Consider the following 17,152-nt stretch of genomic DNA (forward strand, 5'->3'; position numbering starts at 1 on the left):
GGCCTCCCCTATGCGCTGCGCCGGTAGATCCACTGGGACGTGCAGAACAGGACAGCTCCGACGACTGCGACCACCGCCACGTGTATCTCGGTCCCGGAAACCGCGGGGAACCCGGTGACCGAACCGTTCTCCACCTCCATGCGGACGGGATTGACCACCCCGTAGTGGTGCCATGGCACCGCCAGGCTGACCGCGGTGGGAACGAAACCCACAAACGTCCCGAGGACCCCGCCGACGATGCCCAGCCCGAGCGTCACCGCCTGCCGCGCGATCAGCAGGGCCAAGAGTAGGTGGATGCTGATCGGTGCGAGGTTGGCGGCGATGAGGCCGGATAGGAAGATCCCGATCAGCTCCCATCTGGCTGCCACCCCGGTCATGCTGCCGAACGCCAGGAGGAGGGCGCCGCCCGCGGCCGTGTAGAGAAGGACGACGATCAGCACGGTGGCGAACTTCGCCCGGAACAGGCTCTGCCGGGACTGGTTCATGGCGAACAGTTGCTTGACCATGTCCGCCTCGTGCTCCACAGCGCTCAGCCTGGACGCGATGACCGCCACGAGGATCGGCGCGAAGAGCCCGTGAACCTGGATGAGCTGACCGAGCACATAACCCGTGTCCCGCGCGACCTCCCCCTGCTGGGCGAATGTCCGTACCAGGGCCGCCATCACCCAGCCGGACTCGAATACGAGGACAGCGCCAACAGGGACCCACAGGCGCGTGCGTTTCAGCTTGCGGACTTCCAGGCGAAACGCCCGCGTCATGCCGGCACCGGCTTTTCGTCCGACGCCTCGCCCGTGATCTGCAGGAAGACCTCTTCGAGTGTCCGGCGGCGCACCTCCACCCGGTAGAGCTGCGTCCCCGCACCGACCAAGATGCGCACCACACGGGCGATCTGCTCGTCGGGATGGAGCGGCAGAGCGAGCTCTCCCTCGGAGGCGGTCGTGACCCGCCATCCCGCCCGCCGCAACACAGAGGCAGCCGACGCGCTGTCCGCCACGGCGATCCGCAACCACCCGCGGTCCCGGAAATCCCGCAGCGCCCCCTCGTAGAGCAGGCGCCCTTGGTCGATGATCCCCACCGTGTCCGCCATCTGCTCGACCTCGGAGAGCAGATGGCTCGACACGAGGACAGTCATGCCGAAACGGGACGGCAGGCGCACAATCAGATCGCGGATCTCCTGAATCCCGGAGGGGTCCAGACCGTTGGTCGGCTCGTCCAGGATCAGCAGTTCCGGCGACCCCATCAGCGCCATCGCGAGACCAAGCCGCTGCTTCATCCCCAGCGAGTAGTTCCTGACGGGTTTGCGGCGGTTTTCCGTCAAGCGGACCACTCCGAGAACCCGGTCGATCTCGGCTTGGGGAAGCTTCTTGAGGATCCGGACGATCTCCAGGTTCTCCTCGCCCGTCAGGTGTCCGTAGTAGGAAGGCGACTCGATCAGTGACCCGATCCGCGGAAGGATCCGCGCACGATTGGCCGCCAGCCCGAGCCCGAAGACGGTGACGCCTCCCGCTGTCGGACGCGCCAGGTCCAACAGCATCTTCATCGTCGTGCTCTTACCCGCGCCGTTGAGTCCGAGAAAGCCGTAGATCTCTCCTCGGCGAACCGTCACACCGAGCCGGTCGACCACTGTCTCCGAGCCGTACCTCTTGGTCAGCTCACTCGTGCGGACAACCGTGTGCTTCCGCTCTTCCTCCCCTGGCGAACCAACCAAGTCTGCGCTGGCCACGGCAGTCTCTCCCTAGATTCCTGCGGCAATTCCCGCCTGTCTGGAGCCACACAACCGGTTGTACCGAGGCACGCGCATCCGACCGTGGTAGACACTTGCCCCACTCGCGGTCCAGCCGGGCAGGAGGGACAGCCCGCCCCGGTTCGGCATCGTGGTCGCGGATGCGGTATGCATTGCGCGAACGCCCGCACGGGCGCGGTTCCGGGGAACGGAGCCGCGTCCGGCAGTGGCCCTGAGACCCCCCATCCAGAAAGCGGCTCCCATGAGACGACTCGCACTTGCCCCCTGCGTGCTCGCGTTGGTCTTCGCGCTCACCGCCTGCGGTGATGACTCCGGCGGCACCGGCGACGAGGCCGCGGAGGAGGAGTCCGACTCCTCTGCGGAGGAGTCCCAGAACGAGGGCGCCGCCGGCGACAAGGACGAGGCGCGCGCCGCGGCAGAGGACTTCCTTGAGGCGGTGCGCACCGGCGACGGCGAGGTGGGCTGCGCGCTGATCGACGAGGACGCGCACGCCTCGGTGACCCTCACCACGATGGACCAGGCCAACGCCACCATGGAGGAGGAATGCGAGCCCGCCTTCCCCACCTACGCCGAAGGGTTCAACGGCGCCGACGCCGCGGAGGTCGGCGAGGTCGAGATGGGCACCGACACCGAGGGCGAGATCCCGATCGCCACCGTCACCCTGGAGTACACGGAGGAGGTCGACGGCGAGACCGCCGAGGACTTCCTGTTCTGGCTGACGGCAGACGACGAGTGGCAAATCCGCACGGTTCCCTTCGGTGGGCTCAGCGAGCAAAGAGGCGAGGCGAGGCGCTAGGTAGTGCTATTTGGGCTCGCTGCCGCTCGCCGGGTCGGGCGCCCCGAAGCCGGGAACCTTCGGGCACCTCCGGTGTGGCGCCCAATCGGCTCCGCCCATCGCGGACGCCCCACCTACGGACCCTCCAGAACCCCGGCGGCGCCCGACCTGTCTTTTGGGCTCGCTGCCGCTCGCCGGGTCGGGCGCCCCGAAGCCGGGAACCTTCGGGCACCTCCGGTGTGCCGCCCAATCGGCTCCGCCCCTCGCGGACGCCCCACCTACGGACCCTCCAGAACCCCGGCGGCGCCCGACCCGGACGGCCGATGGCGCGCAACGGGGAGCGCGCGTGCGCCGGAGTCACCCGCCCTGTACCGGTGCGCGCCCGCTGTCCGCCTCGCCGTGCGCGCCCGGCATATCACCCTCCCGCGATCTTTACCCGCAGACCTGGACGTTTTACCTGGTAAGGGGCATGATCACGAAGACGAGGGGGTGATCGCGATGCCATCACCGGTGTGGAAGGGGACGCTCTCGTTCGGCATGGTGAGCGTTCCCGTGCGGCTGCTCACCGCACGGTCGCGCCACAGCATCACCATGCACCAGTTCGAGCAGGGCACGTCCGACCGCATTCGCCACCGAATGGTCAACGAGCGCACCGGTGAGGAAGTACCCCGCGACCGGATCACCACGGGCGCCAAGACCAGCGCCGACGAGGAGTACGTGCTCCTGGACTCCGCTGGGCTGGAGCCGATCGCTTCGGGACGCGGCCGCGAGATGGAGATCAGCGCCTTCGTGCCCGCCCAGGTGATCGACCCGTTGTGGTACGACGCCGCGTACTACCTCGCCCCCGAGACCAACGCCGCCGCCAAGCCGTACCGGCTGCTCTACCGCGCCCTGACCGACACGGAGCGGTTGGGCGTGGCGTCGGTGGTGCTGCGCCAGCGCGAGTACCTCAGCGTCATCGGACCGCGGAAAGGGGTGCTGACTCTGAGCACCCTGTACTGGCCGGACGAGATCCGCGATCCCCCGGAGGTACTGCCCAGCATCCCCGAGCAGCGCGCCGGCGAGCGGGAACTGGACCTGACCAAGCAGCTCGTCAACGCCATGTCCAAGGAATGGCGGCCCGAGGACTACGTCGACACCCACCACCGGCGGCTGGAGAAGCTGCGGGCCGAGGCTCCTCTGTCCGAGCTCCCGAAGAAGGAGCTCAACCGGATCGCGAGTGAACTGGACATCGCCGGCCGGTCCAGGATGAGCCGCAGCGACCTGGAGTCCGCCATCGCCGAGGCCCGCAACCAGCGGCCCGCGCCGCAGCCGCAACGCGAGATGACCGCATCAGGCCGCGGACCGGGCGGAAAATCGCGTGGAGACCATCGTCGGGTTCCCCCACACTAAGGGGCGTGCTCCTGACAATCCGGACCGAACACGAACCAGCGACCGACCTCGGCTACCTGTTGCATAAGCACCCCGACCGGGTACAGCGCTTCGACCAGTCGTACGGCACGGCGCACGTCTTCTACCCGCACGCCGGCCCCGAGTCGTGCACCGCCGCGCTGCTGCTGGAGGTCGACCCGCAACAGCTTTCCCGCGCGCGCCGCGGCAAGCGCGAGGCCGACTTCGCTCTGGCCCAGTACGTCAACGACCGCCCGTACGCGGCGTCCTCGCTTTTCGCGGTCGCGCTGGGCAACGTGTTCCGCAGCGCGCTCAACGGCCGGTGCGCGGCCCGCCCCGAACTCGCCGCGACCGCGATCCCGTTGACGCTGCACGTCCCCGCGGTGCCCTGCCGGGCCGGGACCGACCGGGTGAGGCGGCTCTTCGAACCACTGGGCTGGGAGGTCGACGCGGATCCGGTCCCGCTCGACCCGGAGCTGCCCGACTGGGGCGACTCCGGGTACGTGCGGCTCACGCTCACCGGTACGCAGCGCCTCTCCGACGCGCTCAGCCACCTCTACGTCCTGCTTCCGGTACTCGACGGCGCGAAGCACTACTGGGTCGCCGAGGACGAGGTCGACAAGCTGCTGCGCGCGGGCGGCGTGCGGGCACATGACACCGCCTCGGACGGTGCGACCGGCGCGGACAGCACCACCGCCGGCGAGGAGGGCGCCGCCGAGGACGAGGCGGGCTGGCTCGCCACCCACCCCGAACGCGGCTACATCGTGCGCCGCTACCTGGCCCGCCGCACCCACCTGACACGCGCCGCGATCAGCCGGCTGGCCGAGGTCGAGGATCTCGCCACGAACGAGACCGACGACACCCGTGTCACCGACCCGACGCTCGAGGAGATCCCCGAAACCGCCGGCCCGCCCGCGGCGAGCGATTCCGCGGTACCGCACCGCGCGGTCGAGGGCGCGGAACGGGGCCCCTCCCTCGCCGAGGCGCGGCTCGGCGCGGTGCTGTCCGCGCTGAAAGCGGAGGGAGCGCGCCGCGTCATCGACGTCGGGTGCGGGAGCGGGAAGCTGGTGGGCCGGCTGCTCGACGACACCTCGGTGGAGCTCGTCACCGGGGTCGACGTCACGGCATCGGCGATCACCCAGGCGCGGCGCCGGCTGCGGGTGGACCGGATGCCCGAGCACCAGCGGCGCCGCCTCGACCTGCTCATCGGGTCCGCCGTCTACCGCGACGGCCGCTTCGCCGGCCACGACGCCGCTGTGCTCATGGAGGTCGTCGAGCACATCGACCCCGAGCGGCTGCCCGCGATGGAGCACGTGGTGTTCGGCCACACGGCACCGCGGACAGTCGTGGTCACCACCCCCAACGCGGAGTACAACGTCCGCTACGAAGGCCTCGGCGAAGGGCACCTGCGGCACGGCGACCACCGGTTCGAGTGGACGCGCGCGGAGTTCCGCGCGTGGGCGGAGCGGGTCGCCGAGCAGTTCGGATACCAGACGCGTTACCTACCGGTCGGCACCGACGACCCCGAGGTCGGGCCGGCCACACAGATGGGAGTGTTCACCCGGTGAGCGAGCCGAACCAGGAGCCCGCAACCGAGCGCCGCGCGCTGGGCGTCCCGCAGATGGGGCTCGTCGTGCTGGTCGGGGTGTCCGGCTCGGGCAAGTCCAGCTTCGCGGCGCGGCACTTCCGGCACACGCAGGTGATCAGCTCCGACTTCTGCCGGGGCCTCGTCAGCGACGACGAGAACGACCAGACCGCCACCAGCGCCGCGTTCGACCTGCTGCACCACATCGTCGGCGTCCGGCTGCGCCGCGGCCTGCTCACCGTCGTCGACGCCACCAACGTGCAGCCCAAGGCCCGCGACCAGCTGGTGCGGGTGGCCAAGCAGAACGACGTGCTGGCCACCGCGATCGTGCTGGACGTCCCGGTCAGCGTCGCGCGGGAGCGCAACCAGTCCCGGCCCGACCGCGACTTCGGCGGCCACGTGGTGGCGCGGCAGCACCGCGACCTCCGCTCCAGCCTGAAGCACCTGCGCAAGGAGGGGTTCAGCCGGGTGCACATCCTGCGCGGCGTCGAGGAGGTCGAGCGCGCGGAGATCGAGCCGGAGCCGCTGTGGAACGACAAGCGGGACAGCACCGGCCCGTTCGACATCATCGGGGACGTGCACGGCTGCCGCTCCGAGCTTGAGGCGCTACTGGAGCGCCTCGGGTACACCATCGAGCGGGACCGGTTGGGCCGGGCCACCGGCGCGCGGCACCCCGAACGCACCGCGGCGTTCGTTGGCGACCTCGTGGACCGCGGCCCCGACACCCCGGGCGTGCTGCGGCTGGTCATGGGCATGGTGGCGGCCGGCGACGCCCTGTGCGTGGCGGGCAACCACGAGAACAAACTGGTGCGAGCGCTCAACGGGCGCAAGGTCAAGGTCGGGCACGGGCTGGCCGAGACCCTGGAGCAGCTCGACGCCGAGCCGGAGGAGTTCCGCCAGGCCGTCCGGGAGTTCTGCGACGGGCTGGTCAGCCACTACCTCCTCGACGGCGGCCAGCTGGTCGTGGCGCACGCCGGGCTGAAGGAGGAGTACCAGGGCCGCGCCTCGGGCCGGGTGCGCTCCTTCGCCCTGTACGGCGAGACCACGGGCGAGACCGACGAGTACGGGCTTCCGGTGCGCTACCCGTGGGCCAAGGAGTACCGCGGCCGGGCAACGGTCGTCTACGGGCACACCCCGGTTCCCGAGGCGGAGTGGCTGAACAACACGATCTGCCTGGACACCGGGTGTGTCTTCGGTGGCCGGCTGACGGCGCTGCGCTACCCCGAGCGGGAGCTGGTCGACGTCGCGGCCGAGCACACCTGGTACGAGCCGGCGCGGCCGTTCCTCGCCGGGGACACCAACACTGCCGCGCCGCCCGCCGAGCAGGCCACGCGCGAGCCGGGCGTGCTCGACATCGGCGACGTCCCCTTCGGGACCGAGAGCCTCGCACGGGACGGCGTCCAGCCTCCCAGCGGGGAGATCGTCGACACCCGGCACGGATCGGTGCGGGTCCCCACCGACCACGCGACGGCGGCGCTCGAGGTGATGAGCCGGTTCGCGGTCGACCCCCGGTGGCTGCTCTACCTACCGCCCACGATGGCGCCGGCACCCACCGCGACCGACGGGGACCTGCTGGAGCGCCCCGAGGAGGCGTTCACCCACTACCGGAGCGCCGGCCTGGACCGGGTGGTCTGCCAGGAGAAGCACATGGGCTCCCGGGCGGTTGCGGTGGTGTGCCGCGACAGTGCGGCGGCGCAGCGGCGGTTCGTGCCTGGCACCCTGGGCGCGGTCTACTCCCGCACCGGCCGGCCGTTCTTCGCCGAGCGCGCGACCCAGGACGCGGTCCTGGAAGAGCTGCGCTCGGCGATCGAGGCGGCGGGCCTGTGGGACGAGCTCGACACCGACTGGCTGGCCCTCGACGGCGAGCTGCTGCCGTGGTCGGCGAAGGCCAAAGGGCTGATCCGCGACCAGTACGCGGCGCTCGGGGCGGCGGCCCGCTCAGCGCTGCCGGCGGCGCGCGAGGTGCTGTCCGCGGCGGCCGAGCGCGGGCTGGACGTGTCCGGGCTGACCGAGGAGGTCGACTCCCGGGAGAGCGACATCGAGGCGTTCAGCCAGGTGTACCGCAGGTACACCTGGCACACCGAGGGCGTTGAGGGCCTGCGGTACGCGCCGTTCGCGGTGCTCGCCGCCGAGGGCGCAGCGTTCACCGACCGGGACCACGACTGGCACATCGCCCTGGCCGAACGGCTGGCGAAACACAGTGAGCTGGTGATCGGCACCCGGCACCGCGCCGTTGACCTGAGCGACCCGGCGGCGACCTCCGCCGCGGCTGAGTGGTGGTCCGAGTTGGTGGCGTCCGGCGGTGAGGGCATGGTCGTGAAACCGGGGTCGGGAGCCCTGGCCACCGGCGCCAAGGGGCTGCTGCAGCCGGGACTGAAGGTGCGCGGGCCGGAGTACCTGCGGATCATCTACGGGCCCGACTACCTGCGCCCGGACCGCCTTGCGAAGCTGCGCCAGCGCGGGCTGGGCCGCAAGAGCGGGCTGGCGCTGCGCGAGCATAAGCTCGGGCTGGAGTCCCTGGCGCGGCACGCGCGCGGCGAGGCGATGTGGCGGGTGCACGAGCCGGTGTTCGCGGTGCTGGCCATGGAGTCCGAACCGGTCGACCCCCGGTTGTAGCCCGTACCCGCGGGTCCGCGCGGCACCACGCGGACCCGCGTGGCGGATGGGTGCGCCGGCACCGAGTGATAGGGAGTGGTTATGACCGGGCAGCCCGGCGTGATCTGGGACTTCGACGCGACGCTGGCCGAGCGGCCCGGGCTGTGGTCGGGGTGCATGATCGAGGTGCTGGACGCCGAGGATCCGGGGCACCGCCTCACCCGGCAGGATCTCGCCGCGCACACCGGTACGGGATTCCCCTGGCACGCTCCGCAACACCCGCACCCCGAACTGTGCGAGCCGCGGGAGTGGTGGGCGGCGATCACCCGGCTGCTCGCCGGGGTGTACCAGCGTGTCGGCTACCCGCCCGAGCGCGCTGACCGCCTCGCCGCGGGGGTGCGGGAACGGTACTGCTCCACCGGCTGGCGGGTCCTGCCCGGTGCGCACGAGGCGCTGCGGCGCGTGCGCGAGGCCCGATACCGCCAGGTCATCCTGTCCAACCACACCCCCGAGCTGCCCGACATCGTGGCCCGGCTCGGGCTCGGCGGGTACTTCGACGCCGTCCTCACCTCGGCGCGCACCGGTTTCGAGAAGCCGCACGATGAGGCGTACCGGATCGCCCGCGACGCGCTGGAGCCGTGCTCGGAGCTGTGGATGGTGGGCGACAGTGTGCGGGCCGACGTGCACGGGCCCGAACGGCACGGGATCCGCGCGGTCCTGGTCCGCGACGAACCGCCCGCGGAGCCGGTGGGCCGCCACGCGTGGAGCCTGGCGAGCGCGGCCGAGTATGTCCTGGCCGGCGCCTGAGCACGACCGGAACCACCCTGAGCCGCGGTGGTAACCCGCGGTTGGCCCGGTGTTCGCCCGGCCGCCCATTCTTGCGTGTAGCTTCGGCGCGGATTCCCCCACAAACGGAGCGGTACGTGGCAACTCGACTCGTCCTTCACATTGGTGTGCAAAAGTCCGGCACGACCTACCTGCAGCACATGCTGCGGGAGCGTGTCGACGAGCTGACGGGCATCGGTGTCGACTACCCGCTCCCGCCAACGGGGCCCCGGCCGGTTGGCCGCAACTACCACGAGTTCGCCACCTACGGTCTCCTCGGCACCGAGTACCCGTGGGTGGGCCAGGACCAGGCGGCCGCCGAACGCGGCTCGTGGGAGCGGCTGCTGGGGCAGGTCAACGCGGCACCGGGCACCTCGATCGTCTCCCCCGAGGCGCTCTCGGTCGTGCGGACCGACGCCGCCCGCGAGATCGTCGACGCGCTGGGCGTCGACGACATCCAGGTCGTCATCACCGCGCGCCACCTGGGCAAGCTGCTGCCCTCGGTGTGGCAGCAGCACCTGCGCAACGGGCACGCCATGGGCTTCGGCTCCTACCTGGAGCGGCTCGCCCGCATCCGCGACCGCGGGTGGCCGGAGATCGAGAAGGACCACGAGGCGCACCTGTGGCGCGCGTTCGCGCTGGGGCGGCTGGCACACCGGTGGGCGGGGATCGTCGGCGCGGAGCGGGTGACCCTCGTCGCCAACCCCGGGTCGCCGGCCGACCTGCTGTGGCACCGGTTCTTGGAGGCCATCGGCCTCGGCGACGCCACCGAGCACCTCTCCCCGCCCGACACCACGACCACGGTGCATTCGGGAGTGACGGCGGCCGAGGCCAGCGTGCTCAGGTCGGTGAACACCCGCCTGGGGGCGACCGACTGGCCCCGCGGCGTAAAGGGCAACCTGCGCCAGCACCTCATCGGCGCGTTCGCCGAGCGCGACTCCCGCGGCCCGCGGTTGGCGATCCCGCCGCGGTACCGGGAGCAGGTGGCGCAGTGGAGCGCCGACGACGTCGCGGACCTGCGGGAGTCCGGCGTGCGCGTCGTCGGCGACATCGACGAGCTGTGCTTCACCGGCGCGCGCGAACCGGAGGAACCGACCTCGACCGAGGTCGCCGACGCGGCCGGGACCGCCGCGGTCGCCGCGGCCACCTGGTCGGATCCCAACACGCCAACCACCTCTGAGGCACCGGAGCCGGCCGGTGCGCAGGCCCACTCGCGCGGGCGCACCTGGTTCGGAGGCCGCGGCCGGCGGTGACCGTCTGTCGCGGCCTTCCCAGGTACAGGTTGGCCGGTCATCGGTGCGGCGGGCGGATGGTACGGCGTCCAACGGGGCAGCGACGATACCGGATGGCCGGGGTTGGCGCGTGCCGCTGCGGGTGCCCGGTGGTGGCGCGCCCAACGGGGCGGCGAGGATGGGGGTGGGCCAGCCCACGGTGAGCGGTGCGGGTGCCCGAGGGTGACGCGTCCGACGGGAGCGGCGAGGACGGTAGATGGCCCGGGTTGGCGGCACTCGGGGCTGGATGCGGGTGGTTGCGCGCCCGACGAGAGCGGCGAAGGCCGCCGGTTCTGCGGGTAGTGGTCCCGGAGGGCGCTGGTGTTCCCGCTCGGCGGCGGGGCGCGCATCGAGGGTGACTGTGTGGTCATTCTCGGCGCCGAACATGTCCCCCCGGTCACCTTCGATGCGGGGTGCACCCCCACACGCGCCCGCTATGTCCGAATTGCGAGTCTTCTGAGGGTGATCGTGCGGTTTTGACTCCTTCACGCGCGTGAAGGAGGCAAAACCGCACGATCACCGAGAGCACCACCGAGAACGCCCGCACCACCCCCGCCGGGTGCGTCGCCATCGGGCACCCGCACCGATCATCGCGGGCTGGCCCACACCGCCGTCGCCGCCCTCGTCGGAGGTCCAACCACCCACCCACATCACCGATCTAGCCGTCCCGGCTGACCGCCTGCCGCTCGGGGGGTGCCGCCCTTCGCAGGGCCTCCGCGGCGAGGAGGAGTGCCGCCAGCCGGACCAGGTTGACCAGATGCCAGTTCCTGGCCAGCGCGTGCGCTTCGGCCGCGCTCAGGGGTGCTTCACCGCGCAGCAACCGCAGGTTGACGGTGCGCACCAGATAGGCGGAAAGGACGGTCGCCCAGGCCGTGCCCAGCGCGGCCGCGACGATCGCGCGCCGGTCGCCGCCGGATCGCCAGCTGTCGGCCAGGGCGGCGGCGGTGGCCCCGAACGTCAGGGGAACCGCGGGGGCGTAGTAGCGGACCGGGCTCCCGGCGCCGAGAAGCCGCGGCGCGCGGCGGGGTCGAGCGTCCACGAGAAGCCGGGGCATGTCGACCATGGCCTCGTAGAGGTTGCCGAAGAACCAGTGCGCCTGGCCGTACTGGGCGAGTGCGTGCCAGGACGGCCGGTTTCGCCCGGCCCGGCGGTTCGCGGTGCGTCGCATGCCGGCAGCTTTCCAGACGCGCGGTTGCCGCCGCATCTCCGCGGTGCCGCCCTTTCCCGGTCCGCGGGTACGCGTTCCAGGACCGCGATCCGTCACTCCCGCGTTGGCGCGGCCGCCAATCTCCCATCCGGAACGCGTTGACTTCACAATACTCGGGTATACCGTATACACAAGAGCGTCCTGGCGGCAGTCAGGGCGCCGAATAACGGTGCCGGGTGGTGATAACCCTGAATTATGTACCCATAGGCAAGGTCGCTTTGACGCAGGTCACATCGGCCCTGGATGCTGTATCCATGTTCTCGTGGACCAATCTTGGTGGTGCCCCCCATGTCACGCGCTGAAGTCGCCGAAATGGTGCGTTCTGTTGTAGAGACCCGACGGGATGAACGAGGGCCGTTGCTGGTTATCCTGCAGGACCTGCACGACCAACTCGGCTATATCGACTCCACGGTGGTCGAGCTGGTCGCCGGCGAGCTGAACATATCCCGCGCGGACGTCCACGGCGTGGTGACCTTCTACACCGACTTCCGTACCGAGCCGGCGGGCGGGGTCTCCGTCCGGCTGTGCCGGGCCGAGGCGTGCAAGTCGGTGGGAGCGGAGCGCGTGGTCGAGCACGCGCAGCAGGTCTTCGGCGTGCAGGTCGGGCAGACCACGCCGGACGGCTCGGTCACCCTCGACCAGGTCTTCTGCCTCGGCAACTGCGCGCTCGGCCCCGCGGCCCAGGTCAACGGCAAGATGTACGGCCGGGTCGACTCGGACCGGCTTGTCGAGATCCTGGCCACCACCGAGACCGCTGATCCGGCACCGGCCACGTCCCCCGGGGAGTCCTCATGACCACGATCTACGTACCGCGCGACTCCGCCGCCGCCTCCGTTGGCGCGGACGAGGTGGCCGCCGCCATCCGGGGCGCGGCCCGCGAGGCCGGCCGCGACATCCGCCTGGTGCGCAACGGAAGCCGCGGGATGCTCTGGATGGAGCCGCTGGTCGAGGTCGAGACCGACCGCGGCCGGGTCGGATACGGCCCGGTCCGGCCCGGCTCCGTGCCCGGCCTCATCGACTCCGGCATGCTCGACGGCGCCGACCACGAACTCTGCCAGGGCCTGGTCGAGGAGCTGCCGTGGATGCGCGACCAGCAACGGCTGTGCTTCGCCAGGGTCGGTGTCACCGACCCGCTGTCCACCGACGACTACGTCGCGCACGGCGGGCTGGCCGGACTGCGCGCGGCCCTTGAGCGCGAACCGGCCGACGTTGTCGCCGAGGTCACCGACTCCGGACTGCGGGGCCGCGGCGGCGCGGGCTTCCCGGCCGGGATCAAGTGGAAGACGGTCCTCGACACCCCCGGCGAGCTGAAGTTCGTGTGCTGCAACGCCGACGAGGGCGACAGCGGCACGTTCGCCGACCGGATGCTCATGGAGGGCGACCCCTTCTGCCTCATCGAGGGCATGACCATCGCGGCGCACTCGGTCGGCGCCACCGAGGGCTACATCTACATCCGGTCGGAGTACCCCGACGCCGTCGACACGATGCGCGCCGCCATCGACATCGCCTACGCCCAAGGGTGGCTCGGCACGGACATCCTGGGCTCCGGGGTGCGCTTCGACCTGTCCGTGCGGGTCGGCGCCGGCGCCTACATCTGCGGCGAGGAAACCTCCATGCTGGAGAGCCTCGAAGGCAAACGCGGCATGGTGCGCCCGAAGCCCCCGATCCCGGCGATCACCGGGCTGTTCGGCAAGCCCACCATCGTGAACAACGTGCTGACCCTGGCGTCGGTCCCCACGATCCTCTCCGGTGGCGCGCAGGCCTACGCCGACCACGGCATGGAGCGCTCGCGCGGCACGCAGGTGTTCCAGATCGCGGGCAACATCAAGCACGGCGGCGTCTTCGAGACGGCGTTCGGTATCACCCTGGGCGACCTCGTGAACGGCTACGGCGGCGGGACCCTCTCGGGCAGGCCGGTGCGCGCGGCGCAGGTCGGCGGCCCGCTCGGGTCCTACGTCCCGGCGGCCCAGTTCGAGCTGCCCACGGATTACGAGACGTTCGCGGAAGCCGACGCGATGCTCGGCCACGGGGGCATCGTGGTCTTCGACGACACCGTGGACATGGCAGCGATGGCGCGGTTCGCCATGGAGTTCTGCGCCGAGGAGTCGTGCGGAAAGTGCACCCCGTGCCGCGTGGGTGCCGTTCGGGGGGTCGAGGTGATCGACCGCATCACCTCCGGCGAGGAACCCGACGCCAACCTGGCGGCACTCAACGATCTCTGCGAGGTGATGACCGACGGGTCACTGTGCGCCATGGGCGGCCTGACTCCCAATCCTGTGCGGAGCGCGCTGCTGCACTTCGCTGAGGACTTCGGCCACGTGCCGACGGGGTCGGGAGGAAACGACACGACCAGCAACGGTTCAAGCCCCGGCGATGTGCTCGCGGACGACGAGGAGAGCAGAGCATGAGTTTGTTGAAGGAGCCGGACTACGGCACCCCCGCCAAGGACGGTCCGGCGAACGTATCAGTAGAGGTCGACGGTATACCGGTGCAGGTGCCCGAGGGCACCTCCGTCATGCGCGCCGCCGCGCTGAGCGGCATCGAGATCCCCAAGCTGTGCGCGACCGACAGCCTGGAGGCGTTCGGGTCGTGTCGGCTGTGCCTGGTCGAGGTCGAGGGCAAACGGGGCACTCCCGCCTCGTGCACCACGCCGGTCGCGGACGGGATGAAGGTCAGCACCCAGACGCCGAAGGTGGAGAAGCTGCGCCAGGACGTCATGGAGCTCTACATCTCCGACCACCCGCTGGACTGTCTGACCTGCTCCGCCAATGGCGACTGCGAGCTGCAGGACCGGGCGGGCGAGGTCGGGCTGCGCCAGGTGCGCTACGGCCAGGAGGCGGGTGAGAACCACCTCGACCTCGAAAAGGACACCAGCAACCCCTACTTCGACTTCAACCCCTCCAAGTGCATCGTCTGCTCGCGCTGCGTGCGGGCCTGCGACGAGGTGCAGGGCACCTTCGCGCTCACGATCGAGGGCCGCGGCTTCGACTCCCAGGTCTCCGCGGGCGGGACCGACTTCATGAACTCCGACTGCGTGTCGTGCGGGGCGTGCGTACAGGCGTGCCCGACCGACAGCCTGATGGAGAAGTCCGTCGTCGACCTCGGCATGCCCAACCGGACGGTGCTCACCACCTGCGCCTACTGCGGGGTCGGCTGCTCCTTCAAGGCGGAGCTGCGCGGCGACGAGGTCGTGCGCATGGTGCCCTACAAGGACGGCGGCGCCAACGAGGGCCACTCCTGCGTCAAGGGGCGGTTCGCCTTCGGCTACGCCTCCCACCCCGACCGGGTCACCTCCCCGATGGTTCGCGAGTCGAACACCGACGAGTGGCGCGAGGTCGACTGGGAGACCGCCATCAGCCACGTGGCGGAACGCATGAAGGACATCCAGACCCGGCACGGCGCGGGCACGATCGGCGGGATCACCTCGTCGCGCTGCACCAACGAGGAGGTGTACGCGGTCCAGAAGATGGTGCGTGCGGCCTTCGGCAACAACAACGTCGACACCTGCGCCCGGGTGTGCCACTCCCCCACTGGCTACGGGTTGAAGCAGACCTTCGGCGAGTCCGCGGGCACCCAGGACTTCAAGTCGGTCGCCAAGTCCGACGTGATCATGGTGATCGGCGCCAACCCGACCGACGCGCACCCGGTGTTCGCCTCCCGGATGAAGCAGCGGCTGCGTGAGGGCGCCCAGCTCATCGTGGCCGATCCGCGCAGGATCGACCTGGTCCGCTCGCCGCACATTGAGGCCGCGCACCACCTCCAGTTGAACCCGGGCAGCAACGTCGCCATCGTCAACGCGATGGGCCACGTCGTGGTCACCGAAGGGCTGGTCGACCGCTCGTTCGTGGGCGACCGGTGCGAGGACTTCGACGCCTGGGCCGAGTTCATCGGGGGGCCCGAGAACAGCCCCGAGGTGATGGAGCCGATCACCGGCGTCCCGGCCGACGAGCTGCGCAAGGCCGCCCGGTTGTTCGCCACCGGAGGCAACGCCGCCATCTACTACGGGCTGGGCGTCACCGAGCACAGCCAGGGCTCGACAATGGTCATGGGGATGGCCAACCTGGCGATGGCCACCGGCAACATCGGCCGCGAGGGTGTCGGCGTGAACCCGCTGCGCGGGCAGAACAACGTGCAGGGCTCCTGCGACATGGGGTCGTTCCCGCACGAGCTGGCCGGCTACCGGCACGTCTCCGACGACGCCGTACGCGAGGTGTTCGAGGACCTGTGGCAGCGCCCCATCCTCGCCGAGCCGGGCCTGCGCATCCCGAACATGTTCGACGCGGCGATCGACGGCACCTTCCGCGGGCTGTTCGTCCAGGGTGAGGACATCGCCCAGTCCGACCCGAACATCCAGCACGTCACGGCGGCGCTGGACTCGCTGGAACTGCTGGTCGTGCAGGACCTGTTCATCAACGAGACCGCGAAGTACGCGCACGTGTTCCTGCCCGGTACGTCGTTCCTGGAGAAGGACGGCACGTTCACCAACGCCGAGCGCCGGATCAACCGGGTACGTCCGGTGATGAAGCCGCAGACCGGCAAGGACGAGTGGCAGATCGCCTGCGACATCGCGCAGGCCATGGGTTACGACATGGCCTACGACCACCCGCGCGAGATCATGGCGGAGATCGCTTCGGTCACTCCCACGTTCGCCGGGGTGTCGTTCGAGAAGCTCGACAAGCTCGGCAGTGTCCAGTGGCCGTGCAACGACGACGCGCCCGAGGGCACCCCGGTCATGCACGTGGACTCGTTCGTGCGCGGCAAGGGCAAGTTCGTCGAGACGCCGTTCGTACCCACCTCGGAGCGCAGCACCCGCAGGTACCCGCTGATCCTTACCACCGGGCGGATCCTGAGCCAGTACAACGTCGGGGCGCAGACCCGCCGGACGAACAACGTGGCGTGGCACACCGAGGACGTGCTGGAGATCCACCCGTACGACGCCGAGGAGCGCGGCATCAGCGACGGCGACCGGGTCGCGCTGACCAGCCGGATCGGCGGAACCGAGCTGCGGGCGGTGGTCTCCGACCGGATGCCCACCGGGGTCGTCTACACCACGTTCCACCACCCCGAGACCGGGGCGAACGTGGTGACCACCGAGAACTCCGACTGGGCGACGAACTGCCCGGAGTACAAGGTGACCGCGGTACAGGTCAGCCAGCTCAACCCGGGCGGTGTTCCGACGGCCGAGCACGACGCCGAACCGGAGTTGGTGGACACATGACGGCGACGACCTCCCCGCAGATCCGCATGGTGAACGACATCGCTGTCCAGTTCCACAGCCGGCCTCCCGAAAAGGCTGTGGAGTGGATCGCCGACCACATCCGCAAGTTCTGGGACCCCCGGATGCGTGCCGATGTGCGCAAACGGGCGGCGGAGCAACCGGAGGAGTTCGACCCGCTCGCCCTGGAGGCGGTGCGCGTGTTGGAACGCGAAACCGGTTAACACCGGGTGGCACGGTCACCCGACACACGTCTCCCGCGGAGGCCCTGGCCGGCTCCGCGGGAGACGCTTATGCGCCGAGAGGCTCGGGCCGCGATCATCTGGTACGGGCGGCAGTTGGTGGCGTCCAGCGAGGCGGCGAGGACGGTGGATGGGCCAGCCCTCGTGGCGGTGCTACGCATGAGCCTCGCGTGCCCGCCCTGGGTGCCGATCTTGCGGATTTCGGGCCTTCGCCGCGCCTTGAAGGAACGAAATCCTCAAGATCGGCACTGGATAGCCGCCGTTGCCGGGCCTCAAGCACGCGGTTGGGGCTCCCCGAAACTCC

At 70.5% G+C, this 17,152-nt stretch carries 13 protein-coding genes; 10 read left to right on the plus strand and 3 right to left on the minus strand.

Going from position 1 to position 17,152, the window contains the following annotated elements; all coding sequences use genetic code 11:
• Nucleotides 1–8: 8 nt before the first annotated feature.
• Nucleotides 9–758: an ABC transporter permease gene (locus F4561_RS20725; RefSeq protein WP_184581028.1), complete on the minus strand. Its 750-nt coding sequence runs from the start codon at nucleotides 756–758 to the stop codon at nucleotides 9–11.
• Nucleotides 755–1,723 carry an ABC transporter ATP-binding protein gene (locus tag F4561_RS20730; RefSeq protein ID WP_312885401.1) on the minus strand — a complete coding sequence of 323 codons (969 nt, stop codon included), beginning with the start codon at nucleotides 1,721–1,723 and terminating at the stop codon, nucleotides 755–757. The genes F4561_RS20725 and F4561_RS20730 overlap by 4 nt, the downstream gene beginning before the upstream one ends.
• A gap of 262 nt (nucleotides 1,724–1,985) precedes the next feature.
• On the opposite strand from F4561_RS20730, the gene F4561_RS20735 reads away from it, so the two are divergent.
• From F4561_RS20735 to F4561_RS20760, 6 genes are all read left to right on the plus strand, one after another.
• Nucleotides 1,986–2,540 (plus strand): hypothetical protein, encoded by a 555-nt coding sequence (locus F4561_RS20735; RefSeq protein WP_184581029.1) that lies wholly within the window; start codon nucleotides 1,986–1,988, stop codon nucleotides 2,538–2,540.
• Nucleotides 2,541–3,017: 477 nt separating this feature from the next.
• Complete coding sequence (gene ku, locus F4561_RS20740) at nucleotides 3,018–3,911, plus strand: non-homologous end joining protein Ku (RefSeq protein WP_184581030.1); 894 nt, start codon at nucleotides 3,018–3,020, stop codon at nucleotides 3,909–3,911.
• A gap of 5 nt (nucleotides 3,912–3,916) precedes the next feature.
• A complete protein-coding gene (locus F4561_RS20745; protein ID WP_184581031.1) occupies nucleotides 3,917–5,476 on the plus strand; it encodes a 3' terminal RNA ribose 2'-O-methyltransferase Hen1 in 1,560 nt (519 codons plus the stop codon).
• Complete coding sequence (locus tag F4561_RS20750) at nucleotides 5,473–8,109, plus strand: polynucleotide kinase-phosphatase (protein WP_376773669.1); 2,637 nt, start codon at nucleotides 5,473–5,475, stop codon at nucleotides 8,107–8,109. The genes F4561_RS20745 and F4561_RS20750 overlap by 4 nt, the downstream gene beginning before the upstream one ends.
• Nucleotides 8,110–8,190: 81 nt before the next feature.
• Nucleotides 8,191–8,895: an HAD family hydrolase gene (locus F4561_RS20755; RefSeq protein ID WP_184581032.1), complete on the plus strand. Its 705-nt coding sequence runs from the start codon at nucleotides 8,191–8,193 to the stop codon at nucleotides 8,893–8,895.
• Between the two features lie 116 nt (nucleotides 8,896–9,011).
• Nucleotides 9,012–10,166 carry a hypothetical protein gene (locus tag F4561_RS20760; RefSeq protein WP_184581033.1) on the plus strand — a complete coding sequence of 385 codons (1,155 nt, stop codon included), beginning with the start codon at nucleotides 9,012–9,014 and terminating at the stop codon, nucleotides 10,164–10,166.
• A 676-nt stretch (nucleotides 10,167–10,842) separates the two neighbouring features.
• On the opposite strand, the gene F4561_RS20765 is transcribed toward F4561_RS20760, so the two are convergent.
• On the minus strand, nucleotides 10,843–11,352 hold the full coding sequence (locus F4561_RS20765; protein WP_184581034.1) for a DUF1772 domain-containing protein: 510 nt from the start codon (nucleotides 11,350–11,352) through the stop codon (nucleotides 10,843–10,845).
• A 351-nt stretch (nucleotides 11,353–11,703) separates the two neighbouring features.
• Between F4561_RS20765 and F4561_RS20770 the strand changes: the two genes are divergently transcribed.
• Genes F4561_RS20770 through F4561_RS20785 form a run of 4 tightly spaced genes read left to right on the plus strand, consistent with a single transcriptional unit; the run spans nucleotide 11,704 to nucleotide 16,830 of the window.
• Nucleotides 11,704–12,186 (plus strand): NADH-quinone oxidoreductase subunit NuoE family protein, encoded by a 483-nt coding sequence (locus F4561_RS20770; protein WP_281384261.1) that lies wholly within the window; start codon nucleotides 11,704–11,706, stop codon nucleotides 12,184–12,186.
• The gene (locus F4561_RS20775) at nucleotides 12,183–13,799 is read left to right on the plus strand and encodes a formate dehydrogenase beta subunit (protein WP_184581036.1); all 1,617 of its coding nucleotides are present in this window, start codon (nucleotides 12,183–12,185) and stop codon (nucleotides 13,797–13,799) included. The genes F4561_RS20770 and F4561_RS20775 overlap by 4 nt, the downstream gene beginning before the upstream one ends.
• The gene (gene fdhF, locus F4561_RS20780) at nucleotides 13,796–16,609 is read left to right on the plus strand and encodes a formate dehydrogenase subunit alpha (protein WP_184581037.1); all 2,814 of its coding nucleotides are present in this window, start codon (nucleotides 13,796–13,798) and stop codon (nucleotides 16,607–16,609) included. Before F4561_RS20775 ends, fdhF begins: the two co-directional genes overlap by 4 nt.
• Nucleotides 16,606–16,830 (plus strand): formate dehydrogenase subunit delta, encoded by a 225-nt coding sequence (locus tag F4561_RS20785; RefSeq protein WP_184581038.1) that lies wholly within the window; start codon nucleotides 16,606–16,608, stop codon nucleotides 16,828–16,830. The genes fdhF and F4561_RS20785 overlap by 4 nt, the downstream gene beginning before the upstream one ends.
• Nucleotides 16,831–17,152 lie beyond the last annotated feature (322 nt).

Source organism: Lipingzhangella halophila, from assembly GCF_014203805.1.
GTDB classification, from domain to species: Bacteria; Actinomycetota; Actinomycetes; order Streptosporangiales; family Streptosporangiaceae; genus Lipingzhangella; species Lipingzhangella halophila.